This window comes from Megasphaera sp. ASD88 (genome assembly GCF_002287425.1).
Taxonomy (GTDB): Bacteria; Bacillota; Negativicutes; order Veillonellales; family Megasphaeraceae; genus Megasphaera; species Megasphaera stantonii.
On the sequence record NZ_NQXW01000006.1, the window covers coordinates 1 to 23,242 of the forward strand.

At 53.8% G+C, this 23,242-nt stretch carries 19 protein-coding genes and 1 rRNA gene; 16 read left to right on the top strand and 4 right to left on the bottom strand.

All coding sequences use genetic code 11. From position 1 onward, the window contains the following. Positions 1 to 186 precede the first annotated feature (186 nt). The 8 genes from rrf (at position 187) to CJ260_RS05135 (ending at position 7,864) form a co-directional block, all read left to right on the top strand. Positions 187 to 303 (top strand): 5S ribosomal RNA (rrf, locus tag CJ260_RS05100). A 633-nt stretch (positions 304 to 936) separates the two neighbouring features. Continuing rightward, a complete protein-coding gene (locus tag CJ260_RS05105) occupies positions 937 to 2,124 on the top strand; it encodes a PLP-dependent aminotransferase family protein (protein WP_087478865.1) in 1,188 nt (395 codons plus the stop codon). A gap of 124 nt (positions 2,125 to 2,248) precedes the next feature. Continuing rightward, positions 2,249 to 4,078: a DNA helicase RecQ gene (recQ, locus tag CJ260_RS05110; RefSeq protein ID WP_095629421.1), complete on the top strand. Its 1,830-nt coding sequence runs from the start codon at positions 2,249 to 2,251 to the stop codon at positions 4,076 to 4,078. 5 nt (positions 4,079 to 4,083) lie between these two features. Beyond that, complete coding sequence (locus CJ260_RS05115; RefSeq protein ID WP_095629422.1) at positions 4,084 to 4,875, top strand: thymidylate synthase; 792 nt, start codon at positions 4,084 to 4,086, stop codon at positions 4,873 to 4,875. Further along, on the top strand, positions 4,876 to 5,364 hold the full coding sequence (locus CJ260_RS05120; RefSeq protein WP_095629423.1) for a dihydrofolate reductase: 489 nt from the start codon (positions 4,876 to 4,878) through the stop codon (positions 5,362 to 5,364). It begins immediately after the preceding gene. Between the two features lie 133 nt (positions 5,365 to 5,497). Further along, positions 5,498 to 6,136: a hypothetical protein gene (locus CJ260_RS05125; RefSeq protein ID WP_095629424.1), complete on the top strand. Its 639-nt coding sequence runs from the start codon at positions 5,498 to 5,500 to the stop codon at positions 6,134 to 6,136. 236 nt (positions 6,137 to 6,372) lie between these two features. Then, positions 6,373 to 6,570: a cold shock domain-containing protein gene (locus tag CJ260_RS05130; RefSeq protein WP_087478254.1), complete on the top strand. Its 198-nt coding sequence runs from the start codon at positions 6,373 to 6,375 to the stop codon at positions 6,568 to 6,570. A gap of 352 nt (positions 6,571 to 6,922) precedes the next feature. Continuing rightward, the gene (locus CJ260_RS05135) at positions 6,923 to 7,864 is read left to right on the top strand and encodes an ornithine carbamoyltransferase (protein ID WP_095629425.1); all 942 of its coding nucleotides are present in this window, start codon (positions 6,923 to 6,925) and stop codon (positions 7,862 to 7,864) included. Positions 7,865 to 7,951: 87 nt separating this feature from the next. Here the strand turns inward: CJ260_RS05135 and fosX are convergent, their stop codons facing one another. Next, the gene (gene fosX, locus CJ260_RS05140) at positions 7,952 to 8,398 is read right to left on the bottom strand and encodes a FosX/FosE/FosI family fosfomycin resistance hydrolase (RefSeq protein ID WP_095629426.1); all 447 of its coding nucleotides are present in this window, start codon (positions 8,396 to 8,398) and stop codon (positions 7,952 to 7,954) included. A 167-nt stretch (positions 8,399 to 8,565) separates the two neighbouring features. On the opposite strand from fosX, the gene CJ260_RS05145 reads away from it, so the two are divergent. Beyond that, positions 8,566 to 9,534: a D-2-hydroxyacid dehydrogenase gene (locus CJ260_RS05145; RefSeq protein WP_095629427.1), complete on the top strand. Its 969-nt coding sequence runs from the start codon at positions 8,566 to 8,568 to the stop codon at positions 9,532 to 9,534. A gap of 48 nt (positions 9,535 to 9,582) precedes the next feature. On the opposite strand, the gene CJ260_RS05150 is transcribed toward CJ260_RS05145, so the two are convergent. The 3 genes from CJ260_RS05150 to CJ260_RS05160 all read right to left on the bottom strand — a co-directional run bounded on the left by CJ260_RS05150 (position 9,583) and on the right by CJ260_RS05160 (position 12,231). Then, entirely contained in the window at positions 9,583 to 10,233 is a 651-nt protein-coding gene (locus tag CJ260_RS05150; RefSeq protein WP_087478258.1) for a YigZ family protein, read from the bottom strand. A 73-nt stretch (positions 10,234 to 10,306) separates the two neighbouring features. Further along, positions 10,307 to 10,669 (bottom strand): helix-turn-helix transcriptional regulator, encoded by a 363-nt coding sequence (locus CJ260_RS05155; RefSeq protein ID WP_095629428.1) that lies wholly within the window; start codon positions 10,667 to 10,669, stop codon positions 10,307 to 10,309. 269 nt (positions 10,670 to 10,938) lie between these two features. Continuing rightward, positions 10,939 to 12,231 carry a M18 family aminopeptidase gene (locus CJ260_RS05160; RefSeq protein WP_095629429.1) on the bottom strand — a complete coding sequence of 431 codons (1,293 nt, stop codon included), beginning with the start codon at positions 12,229 to 12,231 and terminating at the stop codon, positions 10,939 to 10,941. 409 nt (positions 12,232 to 12,640) lie between these two features. On the opposite strand from CJ260_RS05160, the gene CJ260_RS05165 reads away from it, so the two are divergent. From CJ260_RS05165 to miaA, 7 genes are all read left to right on the top strand, one after another. Further along, on the top strand, positions 12,641 to 14,068 hold the full coding sequence (locus CJ260_RS05165; RefSeq protein ID WP_087478261.1) for an amino acid permease: 1,428 nt from the start codon (positions 12,641 to 12,643) through the stop codon (positions 14,066 to 14,068). A gap of 133 nt (positions 14,069 to 14,201) precedes the next feature. Further along, positions 14,202 to 15,401, top strand: coding sequence for an alanine racemase (gene alr / locus CJ260_RS05170; protein WP_095629430.1), 1,200 nt, complete (start codon positions 14,202 to 14,204; stop codon positions 15,399 to 15,401). A gap of 277 nt (positions 15,402 to 15,678) precedes the next feature. Then, positions 15,679 to 16,956: a tRNA (N6-isopentenyl adenosine(37)-C2)-methylthiotransferase MiaB gene (gene miaB, locus CJ260_RS05175; RefSeq protein ID WP_369831707.1), complete on the top strand. Its 1,278-nt coding sequence runs from the start codon at positions 15,679 to 15,681 to the stop codon at positions 16,954 to 16,956. A gap of 39 nt (positions 16,957 to 16,995) precedes the next feature. Further along, on the top strand, positions 16,996 to 19,566 hold the full coding sequence (mutS, locus tag CJ260_RS05180) for a DNA mismatch repair protein MutS (protein ID WP_095629432.1): 2,571 nt from the start codon (positions 16,996 to 16,998) through the stop codon (positions 19,564 to 19,566). Next, on the top strand, positions 19,563 to 21,518 hold the full coding sequence (gene mutL / locus CJ260_RS05185) for a DNA mismatch repair endonuclease MutL (protein WP_087478265.1): 1,956 nt from the start codon (positions 19,563 to 19,565) through the stop codon (positions 21,516 to 21,518). The genes mutS and mutL overlap by 4 nt, the downstream gene beginning before the upstream one ends. A gap of 2 nt (positions 21,519 to 21,520) precedes the next feature. Next, positions 21,521 to 22,306, top strand: coding sequence for a class I SAM-dependent methyltransferase (locus tag CJ260_RS05190; protein WP_095629433.1), 786 nt, complete (start codon positions 21,521 to 21,523; stop codon positions 22,304 to 22,306). Continuing rightward, positions 22,307 to 23,236, top strand: a complete 930-nt coding sequence (gene miaA / locus CJ260_RS05195; protein WP_095629434.1) for a tRNA (adenosine(37)-N6)-dimethylallyltransferase MiaA — start codon at positions 22,307 to 22,309, stop codon at positions 23,234 to 23,236. Positions 23,237 to 23,242: the final 6 nt, after the last annotated feature.

Below are 23,242 nucleotides of genomic sequence, written 5' to 3' on the forward strand. Positions count from 1 at the left end.
CTTAAGCAGGGAGCCCTGTTTGAAGGAGCTGAGAAGCGACGCACAAACAGGAGCGAGTCGCTTACTCCCGAAGGGAGTGGGTGAGGGAATCTGGAAGCAGGTTCTGAGGAAGGAACCGTAAACAGAGTGGAGGCTCGTTAAGGAAGTTCGTTTTATGCAGTTGTAAGGGCACGGGCCCTTAGGAAATTCAGTGGCGATAGCTGCGGGGATCCACCTGTTCCCATGCCGAACACAGCAGTTAAGCCCGCAAACGCCGAAAGTACTTGGGGGGAGGCCCCCTGGGAGGATAGGAAGCCGCTGATTACAAAAAGAGAGCAGTGCTAATGCACTGCTCTCTTTTTGTATACAACGCCCTCCAATCTACCCAGGGCTTGCCCTGGGATAAGCAGAGAGCCAGTTTTGAAGGAGCGGCAGCGACGCGCAAAACTGTGCGAATCGCTTATGTCGGGTCCGTGCGTAAGCAGCACATGTCATGAAGAAGTATTCATGTGTGCAGACCCGACTGATAGGTGAGACGACCGCTAGCAGGAGACGTATTATGTTATATATATAGCGGCTTCCCATCCGATGCCAAAGAACTTGCCCTGGGATAAGCATAAGCAGGGAACACCGTTTGAAGGAGCAAAGAGATGCGCAAACGGTAGTGAAGTTGCTTACTTAAAATCGGAATAAACAAAACATCAAGATATTTAACCTACGGATCGAGTGTGCCAACTTGATGCCTTGCAGGAAACATATTAATCAAGTAGGTATTCTTTTTATATAGATTCCTTTCTGTTTTTCCATTTTCCTGTATATGAAAATCGGGTCAAACGATTTAGTTTTTTAAGCGTTTTATATCGTTAGCAATCGTTTTAATTGCATTATAAGCATAAAAGTGATATAATACTATGCACTGGGGAAATTTGATAACTACGATTTAAGGGGTGTAGTATTATGACAAGATTTTCTAGTTTTGCTCAGACGCTGCAGGCGTCCGATATTGCTGAATTACTGGCGTTGACAGAAAAACCGGAAGTGATTTCCTTTGCCGGCGGCTTGCCTGCTCCGGAATTATTTCCGATTGAAGAAATGAAAAAGGTCGACGAAGCCATTTACAATGAAGAAGGCCGTAAAGCCGTGCAGTATGGCACGACGGAAGGTTACGTGCCTCTGCGCGAAGAAATCTGCAAGCGCATGAAGGATAAATTCTTTGTAGACTGCAAGCCTGAAGACGTCGTCGTCACGACAGGTTCGCAGCAGGCGTTGTTTATTCTGGCTCAGATTTTGGTAGACAAGGACCAGACGATTTTGATGGAAAGCCCGTCTTACATGGGCGCTATCATGGCTTTCGACCCTGTCGGACCGAAATATACGGAAGTTCCGACAGATGATCAGGGCATCGTTCCGGAAGAATTGGAAAAGATCTTGGCTGCCGATGATTCTATCCGCATGATTTACGTCATTCCGGAGTTCCAGAACCCGACGGGCATTACTTGGCCTGTAGAACGGCGCAAAGCCTTTATGGATATCGTCAATAAGTACGACGTCGTCGTATTGGAAGACGACCCGTACGGCGAAATCCGCTACGATATCGAAAAGCTGCCGTCTTTGAAATCTATGGACACGCAGGGCAAGGTTGTCTTCCTCGGCTCGTTCTCCAAGATTTTCATGCCGGGCCTGCGCTTGGGATGGATTGTAGCAAATCCGGAAATCATTGATAAATTCGTAAAATTCAAACAGGCCGTCGACCTCGGCACGTCTACCTTCGGTCAGCGTCAGGCGGCATACTTCCTCAAGATGTTCGACATGGAAGCGCATATCGCTAAAATTACGGCATTGTATGCGAAACGCCGCGACCTCATGTATCAGTCCATGGAAAAATACTTCCCTGAAGGCGTTACCTTTACCTATCCGAAGGGCGGCTTGTTCACCTGGGTTACTCTGCCCGAAGGCATGGATGCGAAGGAATTAATGCCGAAATGCCTGGCGAAGGACGTTGCTTACGTTCCGGGCGGTATTTTCTATCCTAACGGCGGCAATGCCAACCATTTCCGCCTGAACTACTCCAACATGCCGGAAGACCGCATTGTCGAAGGTATCAAACGCTTGGGCGACGTATTGAAGGAAGAATTGGCAAAATAAGATTGTCATATAACAAAAGGCACATGTCTTATGGCATGTGCCTTTTTTATGCCTGTCATTGTGCTGAACCCTAATGCATGATACAATAAACTGTATTATGTAAGTGTTGGACAAGGAGGAGAGTATGGCGCGGCCTATTGATATATTAAAACGATATTTTGGCTACGAGTCCTTTCGGCCCGGCCAGGAGAAGGTCATTGATACCCTGCTGGAAGGGCGGGATTGTCTGGCTATCATGCCGACAGGTGCCGGCAAGTCGATTTGTTTTCAGGTGCCCGCTCTGCTGCTGCCGGGGATTACGCTTATCGTGTCGCCTCTCATTTCCTTGATGAAAGATCAGGTCGACTCGTTGGTCAATCAGCAGATTCCGGCGACGTATATTAACAGCCAGTGTTCCTTCGATGAGGCGAAGCAGCGCTTTGCGGCCATACGGGCTGGGCGGATCAAATTAGTATACGTGTCGCCGGAACGGCTGCAGAACGAATTCTTTTCGTCCTTTATGCAGACTATGCCGATTGCGATGCTCATCATCGACGAGGCTCACTGCGTGTCGCAATGGGGCCATGATTTCCGCCCGAGCTACTGCGCCGTGAAGGACTGGCTGGCTCAGCTGCCGCGCCGTCCTGTCGTCGGGGCATTCACGGCGACGGCGACGGAAAAGGTCAAGGCCGATATGATGAATCTGCTGGGGCTGCAGAACGAGCGGGTATTTATTGGCGGCTTCGACCGGCCTAATTTATATTTCCGCGTCGTATCTCCTGCAGATAAAACGATGTTTATCCTAGCGTATTTGCAGCGGCACAAGCAGGACAGCGGCATCATCTATGCGGCGACGCGCAAGGAAGTGGAGCGGCTGTACGGCGAGCTGCGCCGCCGGGGCGTGCGCGTCGGCAAGTATCACGCCGGCATGAGCGACGAAGCGCGGCGAAAGGCCCAGGACGACTTTACCTATGACAACGTCGACGTCATGGTGGCGACGAACGCCTTCGGTATGGGCATCGACAAGAGCAACGTCCGCTTTGTCATCCATTACCAGATGCCGAAAAATCTGGAAAGCTACTATCAGGAAGCGGGACGGGCCGGACGGGACGGCGGACCGGGCGAGTGTATCCTGTTGTTCAGCCGGCAGGATATTATGATTCAAAAGTATCTCATTGAAATGTCCGTCCAGGATCCGCAGCAGCAGGACAAGGAGTTCCACATGCTGCAGCGCATGGTCCAGTACTGCGAAGGACGGCATTGCCTGCGCCGCTACATCTTAACGTATTTCGGCGAGGAGCCGTCGTGGCAGCGCTGCGAAAAATGCGGCAACTGCGACCAGGAGACTGTAGAAGAAGACCGAACCTTTGAAGTGCGCAACATTTGCCAGTGCGTCGACGAGCTGAAAGGGCGGTTTGGCCTGACGATGGTCTGCGATATCTTGAAGGGCAGCCAAAATGCCAAGGTCAAGCGCTACGGGTTTCAGAATAAATCGTCCTTCGGCCTGCTGCAGTCCTATTCGGGACCGGAAATTCGCGATATGGTCAAGCAGGCTGTCGAAGACGGATACTTGGAGCAGTCGGAGGGAAAATATCCCGTTCTTTCCCTGACTGCGTCGGGACGGGACGTGCTGGCCGGCAACTGTCAGGTCGTACAAGCGCGGGTCGTCGCGCCGCCGGAAGCGGAAGTAGACCTTCCGAAACGGCAGGTCAAAAAGAAAGCCTCCGTTATCGACGAAGACGCCTTACGGCCCTTATTCGACGCCTTGCGGGCCAGGCGCTATGAATTGGCGCAGCGCGAGCATATTCCGCCCTTTGTCATCTTTTCTGACGCGACGCTGTGGGAAATGGCGGCGCAGAAGCCCCTAAGCCTGGAGGCCATGGCGCAGATCAAGGGCGTCGGCGATTTTAAGCTGAACAAGTACGGGAATCAGTTTATTCACGTTATCGAATCGTACATACAGAACCAGAGGTGATACTCATGAGCACTGCTGATACGCAGTATTTAAATATTGTAGAAAACATTTTAGCACGGGGCTATTACGCCAACAACCGCACGGGCGTACCGACATATAAGCTGCCCCATCAAATCATGCAGTTTGATTTGGCTGAAGAATTTCCCATCTTGACGACGAAATTCGTCGCCTTCAAGACGGCTGTCAAGGAAATCCTTTGGATTTGGCAGCTCCAGAGCAACGACGTGAGGGAACTGCAGAAAATGAACTGCCACGTGTGGGACGAATGGATGCGGCCCGACGGCACCATCGGCAAGGCCTACGGCTATCAGATACGGAAATACAAGCAGGTAGACAAGCTCCTCGACATGCTGCGCAACGACCCGCAGAACCGCCGCATGATCGTATCGCTGTGGAATATTGAAGACCTGCCGGATATGGCGCTGCAGCCCTGCGCCTTCCAGACGCTGTGGGACGTGACGGATGGCCGCCTGAACTGCATGCTCATCCAGCGCAGCGGCGACATGGGGTTAGGCGTGCCGTTCAACATGACGCAGTATGCCGTGCTGATTCATCTCATTGCCCAGTCCGTCGGCCTGCAGCCGGGTTTGTTTACGCACGTCATCAACAACGCCCATATTTATGAAAACCACGTAGAAGCCCTCAAAACGCAGCTGGCCCGCCGCGGCGAAGCCATGGACGCACCGAAGCTCGTCATCGCTAAGGATATTACCGACTTCTACGCCTTTACGCCCGACGATATTGCCCTGGATAATTACCGGCATTTAGGAAAGCTGCCCATGGAGGTGGCTGTGTAAATGATACATATGATTGCTGCCGTAGCCCGCGACGGGGGCATCGGCAAGGACAACGGCTTATTGTGCCATATTCCGGCTGATTTGAAGCGGTTTAAGGCGCTGACGATGGGACATACCATCGTCATGGGCCGCAAGACCTTTGAAAGCCTTCCGGGCCTGTTGCCGGGCCGGCCTCACGTTGTTGTGACGAGACAAGCCGCTTATGGCGAGGCCCATGAAGGCATTCAGGTCTGCCATTCTGTCGACGAGGTCTGCCGCCTCATGGCCGACGGCGAAGAGTATTTCATCATCGGCGGCGCGGCCATGTACGAAGCGTTTATGGACAAGGCTGACAGCCTGTATTTGACGGAAATCGACGACGTTTTTCCGGCTGATACGTTTTTTCCGGAATTCGATAGGAGCCAGTGGCGGATCTGCGAGCGGGAAGAGCATACGGCCGAAGAAGGAAAGGGGCATGACTTCGCGTTTGTCCATTATGTCAGAAAATAGAATAAGAAGCGGCATGGCAAGGCGGCGCCGCAGCGTTTCTGCAAAACTTCCTATTGAGAATGGTACTGAAACATAGTAAAATAGTACCAGAGCCTGCGTGCTGTAAGTTTATGATTTATAGGAGTGATGTATTGTGTTGCAAGAAGACATGCGCCGCCGTTTGTACGTATCGGCTATGCAGCGCGGTGCTGCCGTATATGCTGTCCTGCTGCTGCCCCTTGGCTATGTCATGCCGCCTTATTTGGCTTGGGAAAACGGGGTATTGGAAATGCTCCAAAACATAGTCTTATTTGGCGATATGTGTTTGGCGGCCTATTTTTTCCGCAAGACGGCGGGAATGGGCGGAAAATCTATTCACCGGCTGTGGCTGGCGGCAGCCGGATATTTTTTACTGCTTCTGGGGCGGGAGCTCAGCTGGGGACGAGTCTTTTTCCCGACGGGAATGGACAGCCACGGCCCAACCTTTGTGTCCATGAATTCGATTCCCGGCCATGAAATAATACACGCCGCTATCGGCGTATACACGGCCGTCGTATTTTGCTCTCTCGTCGCTTGTATGCCTTGGAAGAAAATTCTTCATGATATTCCCTTTCCCACCTTTTTATTCTGCGTCTTGGCGGCAGCGGCCATGCTGGCGTCATGCGGCGATAAGGGCTTGCTGTTTCATTCGTATATGGACGCCAACGTGGAAGAATTATCTGAATTATTGGTATACCTCATCCATGGGTATTTTGCCTGGTATTATTACGAATGGTTCCGGCGCCTGACGTAACAATAGCATATGCGGCTATACGAAATATTGCATGCTGCTTGCCCTGCGAGGCGGCGTCTTGCCGTGCGGCGGCGGACTGTGATATCCCCTATGCAGGAGAGGGATGCATTATAGGTTACGCCGTAAATATATGGCATAATACAGCCATAAATTTGGTTGACATTGCTTATCGGTTATGTTACACTAACACAAGAGCTAGAAGCTAGCTGGAATTGTTTTTTTAGGAGGATTTCGTTATGCACGGAAAAGTAAAATGGTTTAGCGCAGAAAAAGGTTATGGCTTTATTGAAAGAGAAGATGGCGGCGATGTATTCGTACATTTCTCGGCTATCCAGGAAGAAGGCTTCAAATCCTTGACGGAAGGTCAGGAAGTTGACTTCGAAATCGTTGATGGCGCTCGTGGACCTCAGGCTGCTAACGTAGTTAAAGCGTAATAGCGTTCACAAAACCAAGTTCATAAATCGACCTTTTAACCGGTGACCCTGTTGTTGCCGGTTTTTTATATGCCCGTCGCAAGATAGGTTTTTCTAGGTCAAGAGGCGGCAAGCTGCACTGGCGGCATAAGGAAAAGAGAAAACGATTTGTATCTTGTGCCGGTAAAAAAATATACTGCAACCATTTATCTGCGTATGGAATAATCGGCGTAATCATGCGGATTTATAGCTATATGTCAGTTGATAAATGCATTAATTTGTATAAAATATGCATAAAAACTTGAAAAGTTATACTGTCTGTGCTATGATATGCACAGACAGTATTGTTTTTCAAGTTTGGAGGATGCATAGAATGAAACACGCAAATAGTTTTGCTGAGTATACGGCAGATGAAATCAAAGGAATCTTATTGTTAGCCGAAAAAATCAAACAGAATCAGAAAGCTTATTCTCATATTCTGGAAGGCAAGAAATTATACACCTTGTTTGAAAAAACATCGAATCGGACCTACCTGTCCTTTGCCATCGGCATGGAAGAATTAGGCGGTCGTCATTACAATCAGAAATGGGCGGACAGCAACTTCACCATCGGCGATTTGGGCAGTGAGGTAAAATATGTCTGCCGCAACGTCGACTGCATCATGGGCCGGTTTAAGAAGGCCGAAACGACGCATGGCTTTATGAAGAACGCCACCGTTCCGGTCATCAACGGCTGCGACAATACGTTCCATCCGACGCAGGCCCTGGCCGACATGCTGACCCTGTATGAAAAGACGGGCCGCTTTGACGTGAAGGTACTGTACATCGGCGCGAAAAACAATACGTACAATTCCCTGAGCGAAATCGTTGCCAAGCTGGGCGGCACGATGTACGGCTTGACGCCGTTCAGCCAGGTCATGGCCGTAGGCGGCGAATTTTACGACGAACTGAAGCAGACGGGCCATTATGTCGAAGTGCCGACGGATATTTCCCAGGCCGACTTGAAAAAAATCGTCGCCGACGTAGACTGCGTATATACCGATACGTGGGTAGATATGGAATTTTTCACCAATCCCGAATATAAGGAAAAGAAAGAATCTATCATCAATATGATGATGCCGTACCAGATTAACGCGGACCTGCTCGAAGGAACGGATACGATGGTATTCCATGATATGCCCATTCATCCGGGCTTTGAAATTTCCCAGGACGTCATGGAGGCCCATATGGAAACCATTCTCGACGAAGCGGAAAATCGCCGCCACGCCGAAAAAGGGCTGCTCGTCTACTTGATTACAGGGACCTTGGACTGGTAAGATATTCTCATAATTAGCCGATATATGCAACACACCCGGCACAGCGCGTTTCAGGCGAAATCGCGCCGTACAGGGTGTGTTTTCATTTTACCGAGAGGAATGCTGTTCAGTCCGTTCTCCTTCTTCCTGAAGACGGCGGCTGTACGCTGCCAGACGCTCTTCCAGCGTGCCCGTATGAAGCTCGAACAGGTGGTTGTCGTAGTCGTAAAAATAAAGGGAACGGCCCTCGCCGGGGATGCGGCTCCGCGCCTCCCGCATGGGAACGCCGGCCTTCGTCAGCCGCTCTTTATAGGCCTCAAACTCGCCGTCGCTGATTTGGAAGGCAATGTGGTTGTACGTTTGTTCCGGCAGGGACGGCCCTTCCATGATGACGAGCCATAAGGAGCCGACGAGGAAAAATCGTTCCCGCGACAGGGAAAAGGTACGGCTGCCGCTGTCGTAGACGATGCGGGCGGAAAAGATGGTCTGAAAAAATTCTGTCGCTTTGTCCAGATTCTGAACGATAAATGTCATGTGGCTGACGCCGGAAATCATAGGCGATCCCTCCTGTGTGAGTTTGTTTTACTATACCATGACCGATGAAGGCGCACAAGGCCTCAGGGAAGAAAGGCGTTCCTGCTTCGGAAAGGGCCTCGACAAGACGGAGAATTTTTGATAGTGTATATATGAATCTTTTAATAGGATATAGAGGGGGATAGTGCATGAGAATTTTAGTGGCAATGGAAGTCCATGAAGAACATGTGCGTTGGATTGAAGAGGCCGCGCAGGGCCATGAGGTCGTGTATTGGCCCGTCAAGGGGCTGGTCAGCGCCAGCGTATCAGAAGAAGAATTAGCCAAGGCCGTCGTTATCATCGGCAACGTTGTGCCTGCCCAGCTGCGCCATGCCCGCAGGCTGCGCTGGCTTCAGCTCAGCAGCGCCGGCGCCGACGCATACTGCAAGGACGGCGTCATGCCGGCCGGAGCGGCCCTTACGAATGCGACAGGCGCTTTCGGCCTGGCCATAGCGGAGCATATGACGGCCCTGGTTTTTGCCATGATGAAAAAGCTGTACCGATACTACGACAATCAGAAAAACGCCGACTGGCATGACGAAGGCCAGGTAGAGTCGGTATACGGAAAAACGGTCCTGGTCATTGGATTCGGCGATTTGGGCCGCCAGTTCGGCAAGCGCATGAAGGCCATGGGTGCTCATGTCGTCGGCATGCGCCGCCGTAGTGGCGACGTGCCGACTGAAGCCGATGAAATGGGTACGATGGATAAGCTGGACGAGTATCTGGCCAAGGCGGATATCGTAGCGTCGTGCCTGCCCAACACGGCGGAAACGTATCACTTGTATACGAAGGAACGCTTCGACGCCATGAAGAAGGGCGCTTATTTTATCAACGTCGGCCGGGGCAGCAACGTCGTGCAGGACGATTTGTGCGCCGCTGTCCGCAGCGGGCACTTGGCCGGCGCTGCCGTCGACGTGACGGAGCCGGAGCCGCTGCCGGCAGACAGCCCGATGTGGCACACGCCGGGGCTTTACGTTACGCCTCACGTATCGGGCGGATACCATTTGCAGGCTACGCACGACAACATCGTCCGCATTGCCGCTGCCAACCTGCGTCATTTCCTGGCCGGCGAGGCGCTGGAAAACGTCGTCGATTTCGCCACTGGATATAAGAAATAAGGGAAAACACATGAGAAAACCCGCAGTAACGCGAGATAGTATTCGCTGTTACTGCGGGTTTTTCGGCCGAATAATGGGTATCGTCCGGCTTCCTTTATCGATAAAGTGAGCCGTTCCGTTCGTCGTGTCGATGAGGGCTGCTTTGAAAGCTTCCGTCCGTTCCTGCGGAATTTGCAGGGTAAAGGTTACGGTGTCGGAAAAGGCGCGGTCGGCGACGAGGATATCGAAGGACGGAGTCATCCGTTCCAGCGTGCTGACGAAGGAGTAGGAGACGGTAACGTCGGCAATGTCGTAGGGCTTGTAATCGGCGATATCCGCTGCCTGAAGCCCCAGGGTGACGGCGTGGCTGTAGGCCCGGATCAGGCCGCTGGCGCCGAGCTTGACGCCGCCGAAGTAGCGCGTAACGACGACGACCGTATTGGTAACGCCGCTTTTTTTCAGCGTTTCCAGCATAGGCCGCCCGGCCGTTCCTGACGGCTCCCCGTCGTCACTCGATTTCTGCAGGGCGCCGTCGACGCCGATTTGGTAGGCGTAGCAATTATGATTGGCATCCCAATACTGCTTGCGCAGTTTTTCAATGCACGCCGCTGCTTCTGCTTCGCTGCGGACCTCTGCCAGCGTCGCGATGAAGCGGGATTTTTTTACGATGTATTCCGTTTCGGTCCGGCCGTATACGGACGTGATAAAAGAAGTAGTCATAGATAATCTGTCCTTTGCACTATACTTTTCTCTTATCATATCGCATTTGGCGGCGTTTGACAAAGGGGAAGCGCTATTTCCGCATCGACAGGTCTTCGATGTTCAGTAGCGTTTCGATGGCTTGCTGCTGCGATTGCGGCAAGGCGTGGATCGCCCGGATGATGCGGCTGTCCTTTTCGGAAATCGAAGCGCAGTACTGACAGTCCGATTCGTGTTCCTTATCGTCCTGACAGAACATTCCCGGCCTGCCGACTAAGATGCAGATAGGGATTTGGAAAAAGTCGGCCATTCGCAGCAATACGGAAATGTCAGGGGAATACAAGCCCGTTTCCCATGAATACACGGCTTGCTTGGACATGCCGAACAGTGCTCCGAATTCCGTCTGCGTCAAGCCTTTTTTCTTGCGGTAATACCTGATTTCTTGTCCTAGTGTCATAATGTAATCTCCCAGTGTGAACAAATGATACGTTATAGTGTACTGCCCTTATTATAAGGTGAATAGAAATGCAAGTCAATACAAAAATTGCATATTTCTTAATCTTGTCAAAAAATATCTGAATATTTAAAAGATAAGATAAATTCTATTACTGCAACTATTTACACTTAAATTATATAATATGCATATATATGAATAAAAATTCCACAAATAAAGCATAAACACTGGGATTGTTAATAATAAAATATTATATATACGATAAATATAATTTATATTGAAAAGAAAGTATATACTAAATCGTGGAGGCCTTTTTGGTCGGCTGCGCCCATTAGTTCCCGGGCAGAGTGCATGGCTAAGATAGGAATGCCGACGTCCATGGTCCGGAGGGGGAGATTGGCTGATAAGAGGGAACCGAGAGTCGAGCCGCCGGGCATGTCGGAGCGATTGACGAACCGCTGGCAGGGAATATGGGCCCTGCGGCATAAGGCGACGACAGCAGCTGACGCTTCGGCGTCGCCGGCGTAGGACTGGCTGGCCGCCGTTTTGAGAGCGACACCTTGGCCGAGGCGGGGCATGTTGGTAAGGTCGCACTTTTCCGGTACGTTGGGATGCATGGCGTGGGCGACGTCGATGGACAGGATGAAGGCGTCGGCCGTGTCGATGCGATACTCCCGGCGCGTATAGCCTAGGGAGGCGTAGAGTTCTTCCAATAGGGCGGGGAAGGCCTGGGACAAGGCGCCCTGTTTCGTCCGGCTGCCAACCTCTTCATTGTCGAACAGGGCGACGACGTGGAGGCCGTCGTGTCCCTTGCTTCGGATCAGACTGTCGACGCAGGCGTAGGCCGATGTCAGGTTATCCAGGCGGGGAGAGGAAATGAATTCGTTTTTCAGACCCATCAGGCAGCCTTCTTCGCACAGGTATACCGTAAGGTCGTAAGATAAGATATCCTCGGACCGGCAATGGCATTCGTCGGCGAGAAATTGGAGAAAATAGGAGGCGTCGTCGCCTGGCCCCGTCAATGTCATGAGAGGCAGCATGTCTTTTTGAGGATTCAGGGCTACGCCGTCGTTGACATGGCTGTTCATGTGTATGGCCAGGCGGGGAATCGTCAGCAGGGGACGCCTGGCGTCGATCAGATGTACTGCCGGCTTGAAGGGATCGTCGCTGGCCACGGCTACCTTGCCGGCCAGGGACAGGGGCCTGTCGAGCCACGATTCGCGGATCATGCCGCCGTAAATTTCGACGTTGAGCTTTCCGTAGCCTTTTTGCGCCAGCGCCGCCGCCGGTTTGACGCGGAGGCAGGGAAAATCCGTATGGGCTGCGGCGATGCGCAGGTTAGCCCGCGGGTCAGGGCCAATTGTAAAGGCGATGAGGCTGGAATCGTAAAGGGAAATATAATATCCCTGACGAGGCTCCAGCTGCCAGGGCTCGTTCCAGCGCAGTTCCCGGAACCCTGCTTCCTTCAAGATGGCCGCGCTGGCTTTTACGGTGTGATAGGGCGAAGTGGCTTGGCTGATAAAATGCAGCAGGCGCTGCGAAAGATGTATGTCAGAGTATGTCATAATCGTACCGTCCTTTTCTGGAAAACTAGTATATCTTGGTATTTATTATAGCATATCTGGGAAATATGCGTTTAGAAAGGACATTTGCACGAATAAGCATGACGAATAGGGGAGGAAGCAGAAGGTTTCAGGAATTGCTTGTTTTTTTGCTGCCTTTAATGAAGTTATGTATTTGATTTAAATAAATAAATTTAATAAAAGGAATCTCTTTAAAAATATCAAACAACAAGCAGATAAACATTGACATAAGTAAAGTGAGAAGTTTATAATAAGTATTGTAATTTGATGTATGCGAAAAAGGTATACTGAGCGGAACGCATGCGATGGTTAATGGTAGTGTATTTTCCTGACGAACAGCCGTTTCAGGGCATATGCCGCCGAAAATTTATGATGACAGAGGTGACGTAGTATGAGTGAACAAAATGCGAAAGTCGTTCGTGAAGATTTGAACCGCGGCCTGCAGGAAAGGCACATCCAGCTGATTTCCTTTGGCGGGGCCATCGGCGTCGGCTTGTTCTTAGGGTCGGCGTCGGCTATTGAAAAGGCCGGTCCGGCCGTTGTCGTAGCCTACATTATCTGCGGCCTGGCTATTTTCTTCGTCATGCGGGCTATGGGCGAAGTCGTTGTCGAGTATCCCGTATCGGGCTCCTTCAGCGCCCATGCCTATCAATTCTTGAATCCCTTGGCCGGATATATTTCCGGATGGAATTACTGGTATTTCTGGATTGTTACCTGCATGGCTGAGATTACGGCCGTCGGCGTGTACATGCATTTCTGGTATCCCGACTTGCCCCAGTGGATATCCTGCCTGGCTGCGCTGGCTATCATGACCTGTGCCAATTTGATTTCCGTCAAGGCTTACGGGGAATTTGAATTCTGGTTCGCCCTTATCAAGATTATTACCATCATCTTCCTTATCATTACGGGCGGCGCCATGATTTTCTTCGGCTTCGGAAATAACGGCGTGGCTGTCGGCCTCAGCAACCTGACGGCGCACGGCGGCTTCTTCCCCAACGGCTGGGAAGGCGTGTTCGGCACGCTGGTCATGATTTCCTTCGCTTACGTCGGCATCGAGGTCATCGGCGTGACGGCCGGCGAAGCCCACAATCCGGCGAAGACCCTGTCCGGAGCGATCGACAAGGTGCTGTATCGAATCCTTTTGTTCTACGTACTGGCCTTATTGGTCATCATGGCTATTTATCCTTGGAACCAGCTCGGCCATCAGGGAAGCCCCTTCGTCATGGTATTTGAAAAATTAGGCATCAGCAGCGCGGCTCATATCATCAATTTCGTCGTCATTACGGCGGCTCTGTCTTCGTGCAACTCCGGCATTTACAGTACGGGGCGCATGCTGTACAACCTGTCCCTGCAGGGGAAGGCGCCCAAGTCGCTGAGCGTCGTCAGCTCTCATAAGGTGCCGTACCGCTGCATACTCGTATCCGTATTGTTCATGCTTATCGGCGTCGCCATGAACTATTTCCTGCCGGCGCAGGTATTCGTCATCGCTACGTCTATCAGCTCCTTCGCCTGCATGATTACGTGGAGCCTCATCTTGTTCAGCCAGATGAGCTATCGCAAATCGCTGAGTCCGGAACAGCGGAAATCTATTCGCTATAAAATGCCCTTATCGCCGTATTCTAACTATTTTGCACTCCTCTTTTTCGTCGTCGTCGTCATCTCGGCGGCCTTCGACGCCACGACGCGCATCGCCATTTTTGCGACGATCGTGTGGGTAGCGGCCTTGCTGCTCGTCTATTACGGCACGGGCGTTCATAAGGCGGAAAAAATCCGTTTCGAGCATTATAAGGGAGACGCCGTGGACCCGTCCAACCGGTAGGCCCGAATCTTGAAAAAGACGATAGCGTGCAGTATAGTTATAGTAGAAATCATATAAGCAACGTAGGGAAAGCAGTTGCCGGTCAGGACGACTGGCGGCTGCTGTTCCTTTTTAGACAGGATGGTGACAACCCATGGATGTACTGGAATTAACGGAGCATTTTACGAAACGGCCTGTGTGGGCCCAAATTGATTTAGACGCGGCGGCGTATAATATGCAGCATATTCGTCAGGCCGTCGGGCCGGATACGCTGATTACGTCCGTCGTCAAGGCCAACGCCTATGGCCACGGCGCGGTAGAGCTGGCGAAGGTGTTTTTGGAAAATGGAGCGGATCGGCTGGCCGTTGCCTGCGTCAGTGAGGCCGTAGAGCTGCGGCGGGCCGGCATTACGGCGCGCATCGTCATCCTGGGCCATACGGACGGCCGCCGGGCGCGGGACGTCGTGCTGTACGGCATCGACGCCGCCGTATTTCATTATCAGGATGCAGTCCTGTTTTCCGAAGAAGCGCAGCGGCAGAATCAGACGATACATGTTCACATCGCCGCCGATACGGGTATGGGACGCATCGGCTACAGGCCCAGTGAAGAAAGCATCGCAGAAATCAAGAAGATCGCAGCCTTGCCTCATGTAGCCATTGAGGGGTTGTTTACACACTTTGCCGTCGCCGATATGGCTGGCGACGAGTCGGTGGGCTATACGAAAAAGCAGTACGAAGCCTTTGCCTGGTTTTGCCGGCGGCTGGAGGAAGAAGGCGTTCTCGTTAACGTCCGCCATTGCTGCAACAGCGCCGGCACGGCAGTGTATCCCGATTTCCGCTGCGACATGGTGCGGCCCGGCATTATCCAGTACGGATACAATCCGTCCGACGAAGTGACGGTCCCGTCTTTTACGCCCCGGCCGGTCATGTCCCTGCGGTGCTGCGTGACTCACATCAAGACGATTGAACCAGGCGATACGGTCAGCTATGGCCGTCACTTTACGGCAAAGCGGCCGACGGTCATTGCGACGCTGCCGCTGGGATATTCCGACGGCTATCCCCGCGTCTTGTCCAATCGGGCTGAGGTCCTCGTCCATGGACGGCGGGCACAGCAGGTCGGCAATATCTGCATGGATCAGTGCATGATCGACGTGACCGACATTCCCGGCGTTCAAATCGGCGACGAAGTCGTGTTGTTCGGACAGCAGGGCGGCGAAGCGATTCTGTTGGAAGAAATTGCCGGATTGATCGGCACGATAGATCATGAAATTCTCTGCAATATTAACCGCCGCGTCCCCCGCGTGTATATTCAAGGGGGAAAGGTCGTTAAGCGCGTAGAATATCTATTCGAATAGGCTCGGCAGCAGGCCATTGAGGATGGGCCGCTAAATACAGGTTCTCAATATAGGCGCGGCAGGACGTACGTTGCTTTGTACGGACTGCCGGGCCTATTTTTTGTTGCTTATTCTGCGGCCCCTATGGTATTATATAATGTAAACCTCAATGGGGCATCCTTGCCATAACGCAAGCCCTGATGGAGCGTCATTGCAGATATATTCGTGGAAACGGAGAGAACCTACATTGGATATTATAGAAAATAAATTCTACTTTTTGCTTACATACGGATGTCAGATGAACGAGTCCGACAGCGAGCGCTACGCCGGCCAGCTGGAATCGCTGGGATATCGCCGGACGGAAGACATGGATATGGCCGACGTCGTCCTGCTCAACACCTGCTGCGTCCGCGAGACTGCCGAAGGAAAGATTCTGGGAAAAATCGGCGAGCTCAAGCACGTCAAGCAGCATAATCCGAACCTCATCATCGCCGTCGCAGGCTGCATGGCCCAGGAATGGCAGGACCGCCTGTTTGAACGGGCGCCGCACATCGATTTGGTCATCGGCACGCATAATATACACAAGCTCGTCGAGCTCATTCGGGAACGGCAGGCTAAGTCAGGCCATTATTTGGAAGCCGACATGACCGTACCGGCCTTTCACGATTTGCCGACGAAGCGGTTCCAGAAATTCTTCGCCTGGGTGCCGATTATGAACGGCTGCAATAAATTCTGCACGTACTGCATCGTTCCCTACGTGCGGGGCCGCGAAGTAAGCCGGCCTATTGCCGACATCGTCAGGGAAATCGAGGAGATTGCCAAAGAAGGCTATAAGGAAATTACCCTGCTGGGGCAAAACGTCAATTCGTACGGGCTGGATTTAAAGGACGGCACCGATTTTTCGGCCCTTCTCCAGGCTGTAGACCGTATCGACGGCATCGAACGGGTGCGGTATATGACCAGCCATCCCAAGGACATGACCTTCGCCATGATCGACGCTATCGCCGACAGCAAGAAGGTCGTCAACCACATGCACCTGCCGATTCAGAGCGGTTCCGACGAGCTGCTGAAAAAGATGAACCGGGGCTATACGGTAGACCAGTATATGGAACTGGTAGAGTACGCCCGCGAGCGCATTCCCGACCTGGTGCTGACGACGGACATCATCGTCGGCTTTCCCGGCGAAACGGAAGAGATGTTTTGCCAGACATTAGGCCTGCTGAAACGGGTTCAGTACGACATGGCTTACACCTTTATTTATTCGCCCCGCACGGGAACGCCGGCAGCCAAGATGGAGCATCAGATTCCTCAGGAGGAAAAGAGCCGCCGCCTGCAGCGCCTCATGGACGTGCAGAACGTATACAGCCTGCAGCTGAATCAGGCTATGGAGCATAAGGAATACGAAGTCATCGTCGAAGGGCCGACTAAAAACGACGAAAACCACTGGTTTGGCCGGACGACGGGCAATAAGATGATTATATGGGAACACGACGGGTCCGCAGACGTAGGCGACACCGTAAAGGTCGCCGTCGATAAGGGGCAGACCTGGGTATTGAAAGGACATTTAATTCATTAAGGAGGCAGCGCGTTGGCTGATACAGTAAAGTTGACTCCTATGCTTAAGCAGTATTTGGAGGTCAAGGCTCAATGTCCGGATAAGATATTGTTTTTCCGGCTTGGCGATTTTTATGAAATGTTTAACGACGACGCTTTGACGGCATCGCGGGAATTGGATTTGACGCTGACTGGACGGGGCGTCGGAAATAAGGAACGGGTTCCCATGTGCGGCGTGCCCTTCCACTCGGCCGACACCTATATCGAGCGGTTGGTCCACAAGGGCTACAAGGTGGCGATCTGCGAGCAGATGGAAGACCCGAAAACGGTCAAGGGCATCGTCAAGCGCAAGATCATCAAGGTCATCACGCCGGGGACAATTACCCTGGAAAACGCCGTAGCCTCGAAAAAGAACAACTATATCAGCTGCGTCTGCGCGCGCGACACGTCGATTGCCGTCGCCCTGATGGACGTGACGACGGGAGAATGCCTGTGGTCCCTATGCAACGCCGGCGCCATGGACGACGTGCTGTTTGATATTTTTTCGGTATATGAGCCGAGCGAGCTCATATACGCCCATATGGACGAATATATGGACGCTGTCCAGGCTTATCTGCGCAGCCGGCTGGCCCAGTGTGCAGTGACGCCTTTTGCGGCTGACGATGCCGCCGACTACGAAGCGGTCGCGGTCCGGTATTTTGGGGCGGAAGCGGTAGAGGAAGCGAAGGGCGCGGCGGCCTGCATCGGCATGCTCCTGACCTATGTCGGCGAAGTCATGCAGTCTGATATCGGCCATATCAACTCGCTGGAACGCATTGACAACGAGCGTCGTCTGGTCATTGACGCCGCCAGCCTGCGCCATCTTGAAATTACGCAGAACGTCCGCGACGGCGGCCGCAAGGGCACGCTCCTGTCGATTTTGGACAAGACGAAGACCGCTATGGGCGGCCGGCTGCTGCGCAAGTGGCTGGAAGCGCCGCTGGTGCACATGGCCGATATTACGATGCGGCAGGACGCCGTCGAAGAGATTCTCAGCCATGAAATCATGCGGCAGGACCTGGCCGATACGATGGACCGGATTTACGATTTCGAACGCATCCTGACCCGTATTGAAACGGGGACGGCCAGCCCGAAGGACCTGGTGGCTCTGCGGGAATCTTTAGCGGCGATACCCCAGCTCCGGCATATCCTGGAGCAGGCCGGCTCGGAACTGCTCCAGCGCCTGTGCGGCCGGATCCAGACGCACGACGATATGTACGACCTGCTGTGCCGCAGCATCAAGGACGATCCGGGACTGGTTATCCGCAACGGCGGCGTCATCCGCGACGGTTATTCGGCTGAGCTTGATGAAATCCGCTCTATTGCCGCCAACAGCAAGGCCTATTTGAAGGAATTGGAAGAGCAGGAAAAAGAAAAGACAGGCATCAAGATGAAAATCGGCTATACGAAGGTATTCGGCTATTACTTCGAAATTTCCCACGCCAATACGAAGCCTATTCCCGATTACTATGTGCGCAAGCAGACGCTGGTCAACGCCGAACGGTACATCACGCCGGCGCTGAAGGAGTTTGAAGTCAAGGTGCTGACGTCGCAGGAACGGATGCTGGAGCTGGAATACCAGCTTTTCGGCCAGCTCCGCAGGGACATACAGGGCCATATCCGGGAAATGCAGCAGACCGCCCGGGCCATTGCCCGCGTCGACTGCCTGTACAGCCTGGCCTGCGCCGCCCATGACAACCACTATATACGGCCGGGCCTGAATACGAAGCAGGCCGTGCAGATCAAGGACGGCCGCCATCCGATTATTGAAAAATTCCTGAAGGACGAGCTGTTCGTGCCGAACGACGTGACGCTGAACCACAGCAGCCATGAAATCCTGGTCATTACTGGCCCCAATATGGCCGGTAAGTCAACGTACATGCGGCAGGTCGCCGTACTGGTACTCATGGCCCAGACCGGCTCGTTTATCCCGGCCCGCGAGGCGTCTATCTGCCCGGTAGACCGTATTTTCACCCGCATCGGCGCCAGCGACGACATCCTGAGCGGCCAGAGCACCTTCATGGTGGAAATGAAAGAGGTATCCTATATTTTGAGCCACGCGACGGAGCGCAGTCTCCTCGTCCTCGACGAAATCGGCCGGGGCACGAGTACCTTTGACGGCATGTCCATCGCCCGGGCTGTCATCGAGTATTGTCTGAAGCATATTCACGCCCTGACGCTCTTCGCCACCCATTATCACGAATTGACCGACATGGCCGACACGTCGGAAAAGATAAAGAATTACACCGTAGCCGTAAAGGAACGGGGCAAGAATATAAAATTTTTGCGGCGCATCATTCCCGGCGGCGCCGACCGCAGCTACGGCCTGCACGTAGCCCGGCTGGCCGGCCTTCCCGAAAGCCTGCTGAAGCGGGCCGACGTCATCCTGTCGGAACTGGAGTCCCAGGGAGCCGTGGCGACGCCTGCGCCGGCAGCTAAAAAAGAAAGCCGTCCGCCGGCGGACAGCCTGTTTACCGACCCCGTGCTGGAGCGGCTGCTCTCCGTCGACGTGTCGAGTATGACGCCTATTGAAGCGATTTCATTTCTCTACTCCTTGCAGAAAGAAGCTAAAGAAGGGAGCGGCATGAATTGAGTTCTATTATAAATTTGCTTGACGAGGCGACGCGCAATAAAATTGCCGCCGGCGAAGTCGTAGAGCGGCCGGCGTCGTGCGTCAAAGAATTGGTGGAAAACGCCATCGACGCCGGCGCGTCGGCTATTGAAGTGGAAATAGCCGACGGCGGTCAGTCGTATATGCGCGTTACCGATGACGGCTGCGGCATGAGTCCCGAAGACGCGCGCAAGTGCATTATCCGCCATGCGACGAGCAAGATCAGCGCCGTCGAAGATATCTTTGCCATCAGCTCGCTGGGGTTCCGCGGCGAAGCCGTACCCAGCATCGCCGCCGTATCGCATATGCAGATTACGACGCGCCGGCCCGACGACGACTTTGCTACGCATCTCCTTCTCGACGGCGGCGAAATTACCAGCGAAGACCAGATCGGCGCGCCTGTAGGCACGACGATGGAAGTGAGCGATTTATTTTACAATACGCCGGCCCGCCGCAAATTTTTGAAGAGCGAGCGAACGGAAAGCTCTAAGATCAGCGAAATGATTACCAAGCTGGCCTTATCGCATCCGTCCATTGCCTTTACCTTTACGAATAACGGCCGGACGACGCTGCATACAGGCGGAGGCGGCGAGCTGAAGGAAACGATAGCCAATATTTACGGCGCGGCGCTGGCGAAGGAAATCTTCTCCATTTCCCATGACGACGGCGACATCGCCGTCGAAGGCTACGTAGGCAAGCCGTCGGTATTAAAGAGCACGCGGGCCTGGCAAACCTGCATCGTCAATGGCCGCATCGTGCACAACCCCCTCATATTTAAGGCCGTGGAAAACGCCTATCACGCCATGCTGCCCAAATCGGGCTACCCCTTCGCCATGATTCACATTCACATGGACCCGGCGGCGGTAGACGTCAACGTCCATCCGGCCAAGACGGAAATAAAATTTGCCGACGAACAGGCCGTGTATCGGGCCGTATACCACAGTATCATTACGGCCCTGGTAGCCCAGGAAAAGCCGGAAGACATTGCGACGAACATCGATATGCCGCCGCAGCAGATACAGCGCAGGGAAGCGGAGGAAGAGGCGTTGGAGCTGAAAGAGCAGACGGCGGCTCCGCCGGCACAAGCCCAGGAACTTCCCTTTGAGGACCTTTCGCCCCTGCCGCAGCGGCGCGCCGACGCTGTACAGGAACCGAGGCGTATGCCCGTGTGGGAAACGAGAGATGTCGTGACTCCCGTATACAGCCGTCAGGACGAGACGGGCAGAACGGCTGCGCGGTCGTCGGCCAATACATATGAGCCCTCCCGGTCTTCAGCTGACGATTGGGACGCCTTTAGCCGCGAACTGGCGTCGAAGGGGCAGGCGGCGCAGGACGACGCGCCGGTCATTACCTTCGACGGCGATGAAGACGTATTTATTCCTCTGGGCGAGGTAGCCGACTGCTTCATTATCGCCAAGAAGGGCCAGGATTTGTACATCATAGACCAGCATGCAGCCCATGAACGGATACGATACGACAAATTCTGCCGGCGGGCGGAGAAAATGCCCAGCCAGCAGCTTCTGACGGCGGAATTCGTGGAAGTCGACGGCGACGACATGACCTTGCTTCTGGAACGGCCGGACGTATTCGCCGATTTGGGCTATACCTATTCCGAGGCGGGGCCGTCGACGCTGCGCGTGGAAGAGGTTCCCTGCGACTTGCCGACGAGCCAGATAGCCGATTCTCTCGAGGATATCTGCCGGGCTCTTCACGAAAACGACGCCGTGGACAAGGCGGCGCTGCGCCATCGTTCCCTGGCGTATTTATCGTGCCACGGCGCGATCAAAGCCGGCGACGCGCTGAATATCCGCCAGATGAAGCAGCTGCTGGAAGACTTATTCCATACGGATAAGCCCTATGTATGCCCGCATGGCCGGCCGATTATCGTGCGCTTTACGCCGGACGAGCTGGCGAAATTATTCAAACGGACGTAGCGATGGAAAAAATATATGTAACGCCTTCGCTGAAGGCAAAAGATACGTTGACCAAGGAAGCCCGCGTCTGGGCCGATGAAATCGGCGCCGCCTTCGTGCCGCGCCGGGGCCGGACGATGGAAGAATTGCAGGCTGCGTACGGAGAAGATATCCTCGTGTATACGTCGCGGGGGCCGCAGCTCAAGAGGGCTGAGGGCACTCACTTTTTCAGTCTGAATATGGCAGAGCTTCGCATTCAGCATATTCGAAGGGGGCAGACAGATCATCTGCTCGAAGCTATCGGAGCGGAAGGGCCGATACGGCTCCTCGACTGCACCTGCGGCTTTGGCGCCGACGCGATTACGGCGTCCTTTGCCCTGCCTGCCGGGTCCGTCGTCCATGGGCTGGAAGCTTCGCCGCTGCTGGAAGCCGTGACGGAATGGGGATGCCGGTACTTTTGTCATGAAATGGACGATGTGACGGCGGCCTTGCGGCGCATCCAGGTGCGGCGGGGAAATTATAAAGAGTATTTAGAAGACGAGTCGGCCCCTCCGTACGACGTATTGTATTTTGACCCTATGTTCAGCCGGCCCGTGGCGTCGAGCTGCCAATTCCAGCCCGTGCGGCCTATTATGGATCACGAGCCGCTGACGGTGGAATCCCTGCGGCTGGCCGTCAAAAAAGCGCGGCGGCGCGTCGTCGTCAAGGGCCGGTATTTCCGCGAGCTGGAACAGGCGTTTCCGCAGATGAAGCGGTACGGCGGCAAATACAGCCGCGTCGGCTACGCCGTCTTAGACGGGGAGGCATAAATGGAGAAAGTAATTGCAATTATCGGCCCGACGGCCGTCGGCAAGACGGCCCTGAGCTTTTCCCTGGCCGAACATTTTCATACGGAGCTCATTTCCGGCGATGCCTATCAGATTTACAAGCGCATGGACATCGGTACGGCCAAGCCGACGGCCGGCGAGCTGCGCCGTTATACCCATCACCTCGTCGACATCGCCGAGCCGGACGAGCCCTATTCGGCGGCCTTGTTCTGCCAGATGGCCCGGAAGGCTATTTCCGACGTAGCGGCGAAGGGGAACATCCCCATTCTCGTCGGCGGTACAGGATTGTATGTCCAGGCCTTGCTGGAAGGCTACAGCTTTGACAGCTCCGGCGCCGACGAGGCGCTGCGGCAGAAGGCCAGAGAGCGCATCGCCGCTTTGCCGGAAGAGGAGCTGAAAGCTTATATTGCGGAGCAGACGGAGTGGCAGCCTGCGGACTGGCATGAGCTGCTGTCGAATACGAACCGCCTCGTGCGCCTCATGGCGGCGATTGAAAAGGGCGAAGGCCGGCAGCTTGTGCGGGCCGGAAAGGCGGAAGGCCTCGTGTACGACGCTTTCGTCGTCGGCTTGTCCCTGCCGCGAAGCGAATTGTACGAGCGCATTGAACGGCGCGTCGATTTGATGCTGGAAGCGGGTTGGCCCGAAGAGGTCAAAGGGCTGCTGGACGCCGGCGTATCGCCGCAGTGCCAGTCCATGAAGGCCATCGGCTACGAAGAGCTGGCATTGTACGCCCAGGGAAAGATGACGCTGGCAGATGCGGCGGAGCGCATTAAGATACGGACACGGCGCTTTGCCAAGCGGCAGATGACCTGGTATCGCCGTATGCCCTATATACGCTGGTTTGAAAAAGAACAGTACCCTTCGGAAGCGGCGCTGGCTGACGACGTCATCGCCTGGATTGAAGGCAGATAATATATA

What these genes read in the sequence shown, in the direction of transcription:
- CJ260_RS05105 (WP_087478865.1), top strand. Translation starts at nt 937, where the DNA reads ATGACAAGATTTTCTAGTTTTGCTCAGACGCTGCAGGCGTCCGATATT.
- recQ (WP_095629421.1), top strand. Translation starts at nt 2,249, where the DNA reads ATGGCGCGGCCTATTGATATATTAAAACGATATTTTGGCTACGAGTCC.
- CJ260_RS05115 (WP_095629422.1), top strand. Translation starts at nt 4,084, where the DNA reads ATGAGCACTGCTGATACGCAGTATTTAAATATTGTAGAAAACATTTTA.
- CJ260_RS05120 (WP_095629423.1), top strand. Translation starts at nt 4,876, where the DNA reads ATGATACATATGATTGCTGCCGTAGCCCGCGACGGGGGCATCGGCAAG.
- CJ260_RS05130 (WP_087478254.1), top strand. Translation starts at nt 6,373, where the DNA reads ATGCACGGAAAAGTAAAATGGTTTAGCGCAGAAAAAGGTTATGGCTTT.
- CJ260_RS05135 (WP_095629425.1), top strand. Translation starts at nt 6,923, where the DNA reads ATGAAACACGCAAATAGTTTTGCTGAGTATACGGCAGATGAAATCAAA.
- fosX (WP_095629426.1), bottom strand. Translation starts at nt 8,398, where the DNA reads ATGATTTCCGGCGTCAGCCACATGACATTTATCGTTCAGAATCTGGAC.
- CJ260_RS05145 (WP_095629427.1), top strand. Translation starts at nt 8,566, where the DNA reads ATGAGAATTTTAGTGGCAATGGAAGTCCATGAAGAACATGTGCGTTGG.
- CJ260_RS05150 (WP_087478258.1), bottom strand. Translation starts at nt 10,233, where the DNA reads ATGACTACTTCTTTTATCACGTCCGTATACGGCCGGACCGAAACGGAA.
- CJ260_RS05155 (WP_095629428.1), bottom strand. Translation starts at nt 10,669, where the DNA reads ATGACACTAGGACAAGAAATCAGGTATTACCGCAAGAAAAAAGGCTTG.
- CJ260_RS05160 (WP_095629429.1), bottom strand. Translation starts at nt 12,231, where the DNA reads ATGACATACTCTGACATACATCTTTCGCAGCGCCTGCTGCATTTTATC.
- CJ260_RS05165 (WP_087478261.1), top strand. Translation starts at nt 12,641, where the DNA reads ATGAGTGAACAAAATGCGAAAGTCGTTCGTGAAGATTTGAACCGCGGC.
- alr (WP_095629430.1), top strand. Translation starts at nt 14,202, where the DNA reads ATGGATGTACTGGAATTAACGGAGCATTTTACGAAACGGCCTGTGTGG.
- miaB (WP_369831707.1), top strand. Translation starts at nt 15,679, where the DNA reads ATGAACGAGTCCGACAGCGAGCGCTACGCCGGCCAGCTGGAATCGCTG.
- mutS (WP_095629432.1), top strand. Translation starts at nt 16,996, where the DNA reads ATGCTTAAGCAGTATTTGGAGGTCAAGGCTCAATGTCCGGATAAGATA.
- CJ260_RS05190 (WP_095629433.1), top strand. Translation starts at nt 21,521, where the DNA reads ATGGAAAAAATATATGTAACGCCTTCGCTGAAGGCAAAAGATACGTTG.
- miaA (WP_095629434.1), top strand. Translation starts at nt 22,307, where the DNA reads ATGGAGAAAGTAATTGCAATTATCGGCCCGACGGCCGTCGGCAAGACG.